This window comes from Mesorhizobium sp. M1A.F.Ca.IN.020.06.1.1 (assembly GCF_004023265.1).
Taxonomy (GTDB): domain Bacteria; phylum Pseudomonadota; class Alphaproteobacteria; order Rhizobiales; family Rhizobiaceae; genus Mesorhizobium.
In genome coordinates this window covers 1-4,540 of record NZ_RZSR01000467.1, presented here as the reverse complement: position 1 = coordinate 4,540, position 4,540 = coordinate 1, and the positions used below count along the sequence as shown (strand labels likewise).

Annotated in this window: 3 protein-coding genes; all 3 read left to right on the top strand. The window is 65.6% G+C overall.

All coding sequences use genetic code 11. The annotated features are described in order from the left end of the window. Positions 1-1,291 (top strand): DUF5691 domain-containing protein (locus EOA60_RS37700; RefSeq protein ID WP_164899418.1); only part of this gene is annotated, 1,291 nt, incomplete at its 5' end. A 19-nt stretch (positions 1,292-1,310) separates the two neighbouring features. Further along, the gene (locus EOA60_RS19895; protein ID WP_095823878.1) at positions 1,311-2,390 is read left to right on the top strand and encodes an AAA family ATPase; all 1,080 of its coding nucleotides are present in this window, start codon (positions 1,311-1,313) and stop codon (positions 2,388-2,390) included. 3 nt (positions 2,391-2,393) lie between these two features. After that, on the top strand, positions 2,394-4,540 hold a 2,147-nt coding region (locus EOA60_RS19890), incomplete at its 3' end, for a DUF5682 family protein (protein ID WP_128311773.1).

Genomic DNA, 4,540 nt, shown 5'->3' with positions numbered 1-4,540 from the left:
GGCGCTGGATGTCGCGCTTCGGCCGGCGGCGCCCAAAACCTTGAAACGCCGTCAGCCGCTGCCGATGCTCGCGCTGCCGATGCTTCCTGATTGGCTGCGACCGTTGCTGCGTGCCGCATTGAAATACGCCGCTGATGCGAGGCTCAAGACCCGCGTGGCCACACTCGTCGCCAGCCGAGGCTTCGTGCTGCATCCGATGGATTGGATGCCTGCTGCGTCGGATCAGGAAAGCCCAGATATCTATGCTCCCTGGGTCGACTGGCAAGCAGGCGCGGATGGCGACAGGCAGTCTCGACGAGGACAACTCACCGCTGAAACCTGGGATGATTTTTATCCTGCCGCGCGCCGTACAGCTTTGGTCGAATTACTGCGCACCATGCCTGTCTTGGCGCGGACGTTGATTGAGACCAAGGGAGCGAGCGAGCCGGCGGAGGTCAGGCTTGCGCTCGTGGAGCTGATGCGCTTCGGCTTGAGTGCCGATGACATTCCATTTCTAAAGAGCCTGTCCGCCGATCGCTCAGGCAAGGTGCGCGAAACGGCCGGCCGTCTCCTGGCAAGGTTGGGTGAACGTAGCGATCCAGCGGATGGCGTGTCGAAAGATCCGATAGCCGAGCTCGCCGCTTTCATTGAGGAAGGCAAATCCGGCTTCATCCGCCGCCGCACCACCTACACGCCGATAAAACCCAAGTCGCCTGCGCAACAGTCGCGTCGCGCCGACCTGTTCGCGTCCTGTTACTTCGGCGATCTCATCGCCCAATTCGGCAAGACTGAGCCCGATTTCATTGGCGCATGGCAGTTCGGCGTCGATGAGGGTGCCGATCTCTTTCTCGTTCGAATGATCGCGGTGTCCGGCAGCGATGCGGCGGTCGCCTGTTTGGCGGATTTGCTTGTCGCCGCCGGCGGCAGGCTGGCGCTTCTCGTCCTCCAGCTCATGTCGCGCTTGGACAACGGCAGGAAGCGTGTCCTGATCAGGCAGATCCTCGATGATGGGCAAAATCTGGCCGCGCTCAACCTGGTCGAAGGCGCGCAAGCAGGGTGGCTGGAATGGAGCGACCTCGCAAGGAGCAAGACGATTCCAGCGCTGCGTTCCGCCGTCTCGGGTGACAACGACGTCATGAAACGAAGCGCCGAGCAGTATCTCGAGACCCTAGGCTTTCTGGCCAATCCGGAGGCGGCGGAAAAATTGATCGACGAGGTGATCGCCGCCGGCCTGTCGCCCGCTTCCCCATCCCTCGGCCTGCTGCGGCTCAATGCGGCGCTGGCCGGAAACCCTTCGCAATCCGACAGATGATCAACCCGGAGAAGATCGCATGAACGCAGCCATCCGCCTTCCGGCCGAGCAGGTCTATGCCTCCGAACTGCAGGCGCTCGCGCGCCACGACGACCACCAGAAGCCTGCCGGCTGGAGCCTGTCGCCCAAGGCTGTCCTCACTTACCTGATGGGCGGCAAGGCGGGCGACAGCACGCTTATCACTCCGAAATATGTCGGACGTCGGCAATTGATGGAAACCGCGGTGGCGACGCTCGCGACCGACCGGGCGCTGCTCCTGCTCGGCGTGCCGGGAACGGCAAAATCCTGGGTCTCGGAACATCTCGCCGGCGCCATCATGGGAAACTCGACGCTGATCGTGCAATGCACGGCCGGCACCGACGAGAATCAGATCCGCTACGGCTGGAACTATGCGCAGCTCTTGGCGAAGGGGCCGAGCCAGGAGGCGCTGGTGCCGACGCCGCTCTACCGCGCCATGCAGGAAGGCAAGCTTTGCCGCTTGGAAGAGCTGACGCGCATGGGCTCCGACGTGCAGGACACGCTGATCACCGTGCTGTCCGAAAAGATGATGCCGGTGCCGGAGCTGAACACCTCGATCTACGCGCAGCGCGGCTTCAACATCATCGCCACCGCGAACAATCGCGACAAGGGCGTCAACGAACTCTCCTCGGCGCTGAAGCGCCGTTTCAATGTCGTGGTGCTGCCGCTGCCGGAGGACATGGCGGAAGAGGTCTCGATCGTGTCCCGGCGCGTCGGCGAGATGGCCGGCGGACTGGACCTGCCGGTGCCGAAAAATGTCGGCGAGGAGATCGCGCGCGTGCTGACCATCTTCCGCGAGCTGCGCTCCGGCGCGACCGCCGACGGCAAGGTGACGCTGAAGACGCCGTCGGGCTCGCTCTCCACCGCCGAGGCGATCGCCACGATGATCAGCGGCCTCAGCCAGGCGGCCTGGTTCGACGGCGGCAAGCTCCACGCCGAAGGCCTGGCGCCAAGCCTGGTCGGCGCCATCGTCAAGGACCCGGTCCAGGACAAGGTCGTGCTTGAGGAATATTTGGAGACGGTGCTGAAGAAGCGGCCGGACTACGCCGGTTATTACGCGGCGCTCAACGCGGCCATCTGAGCCATGACGCAAGGCGGCATCAGCTATTTCGGCATTCGCCATCATGGGCCGGGCTCCGCCGCGAGCCTGGTTAGAGCGTTGCAGGAATTGCAGCCGGCCGCCGTGCTGATCGAGGGGCCGGTGGATGCCTCGCCCTTGCTGCCCCTGCTTGCCAGCCCGGACATGAAGCCGCCGGTGGCACTGCTTTGCTACCCCGAGGACGATCCCGCCGCGACGCGCTTCTGGCCCTTCGCCGAATTCTCTCCCGAATATCAGGCGGCGCTGTGGGCTGTCGCCAACAAGGCGGCGCTGCGTTTCATCGACTTGCCGTCCGCCGCGCGGCTTGCCGAGCACGGGCCCGAGGGTTCGACCGACGCCGATGCGGACGAACCGGAGGCCACCGAAGAGCAGAGCGAAGCAAGCTCACGGATCCTTGATCCGATCGGCACTTTGGCGCGCGCCGCCGGCTATGAGGACGGCGAGAGCTGGTGGTCCGATATCATTGAGCAGAATCCCGCACCCGGGCCGATCTTTGCTGCCATCGCCGACGCGATGACGACGCTGCGCGACGGCGAGACGTCCATTGGCAAATTCGAGGCCATGCGCGAGGCGCATATGCGGCTGGAGATCGCCGCTGCGCGCAAAGAAATCGACGGGCCGCTGGCCGTCGTCTGCGGCGCGTGGCATGTGCCCGCCCTGCAAGCTGCGCATACGCAAAAGAGCGACCAGGCACTGCTCAAGGGCATCGGCCGGCGCAAGACCACGATGACCTTCGCGCCATGGACCGGACCGCGGCTGGCGCTGGGTTATGGCTATGGCGCCGGTGTCGTCGCGCCGGGCTGGAGCAAGCACCTGTGGCAGACGCGCGGGCAGGATGACGCTTCGGTGCTGTGGCTCGCGCGGATCGCTTCGGTTCTCAGGGCCAAGGGCCATATAATTTCGACCGCCTCGCTGATCGAGGCGGAGCGTCTGGCGCGGGCGCTTGCCGCCATACGCGAGCGCCCGAAACCGGGTTTCGAGGAACTGCGTGAGGCCTCGATCGCGGCGCTCTTCAACGGCGAGGCCTTGCTGTGGAAGATGGTCGAGGCCGAGCTTCTGCTCGGCGCCGATGTCGGCGAGATTCCAGCCGACACGCCGCTCGCGCCGCTGATCGATGACTTGCAGCGCAACCAAAAGGCCGCGCGGCTCAAGCCTGAAGCACTGGAGCGCGAGCTCTCCATCGACCTGCGCAGCGAGAGCGGTCTCTTTCGGTCGACGCTTCTGCACCGGCTGAACGTGCTCGGCGTGAACTGGGGCAGGCTGACGGATGTCGGCCGCAGCCGCGGCACGTTCCGCGAGCGCTGGCTGCTGGCCTGGCAGCCGGAATACGCCGTGCGCCTGGTCGAAAACCTGATTCACGGACCGACCATCGAGAAGGCCGCCAACGGCCGGCTTGTCCAGATGATCGGCGCCGCTTCGACGCTCGATGCTCTGGCCACGCTGGTGCAAAGCGCGATCACCGCCGCCTTGAGCGAGGCGTCCGCGGCCGGCCTCGCCGCGCTCGAGGAGAAGGCGGCGCATAGCAGCGAATGCCTGGAGCTCCTTGCGTCGGTGCCCCCACTTGCCGACATCATCCGCTATGGCGAAGCGCGCAAAATCGAGACGCAGCGCCTTGCCGGCCTCTTGGAGCGGTTGGTCATCGAAGGCGCGATCGCGCTGCCTTACGCCGCGCGCGATCTCGACGCGCAGGCCGCCGCAGCGCTGATGGCGGCGCTGCGCAAGGCCGACGAGGCGATCAGGCTGGTCGAGCCGGACGAGCATGTCCTGGATGCCTGGCGGAACGGCCTTGCGGCCGTGCTCGATTCATCGCGCTCGACGGCGCTCGTTGCTGGCTGCGCCGCACATCTGCTCTACGAGGCCGGGCACCTCTCCGCCGAGGCAACGGCCGGCCTTCTGGCAAAGCGGCTGTCGCCCGGAACGCCGGTCATCGACGCCGCCGCCTTTTTCGAAGGCTTCTTCAGCGGCGCCGGCCAGAGGCTGATCTATGACGAAGGGCTGCGCGGCGCTGTCGATTCCTGGCTGGCATCGCTCGACGAGGACGCCTTCGTTGCGCACCTGCCTTTGCTGCGCCGCGTATTTTCCAATCTCGACAGCATGGAGCGCCGCCGCCTGATCGAGGCCGTGCCTGTCTC

Bases quoted from the DNA above. Each gene is read 5' to 3' on its own strand.
- EOA60_RS19895 (WP_095823878.1), top strand. From the start codon at position 1,311: ATGAACGCAGCCATCCGCCTTCCGGCCGAGCAGGTCTATGCCTCCGAA.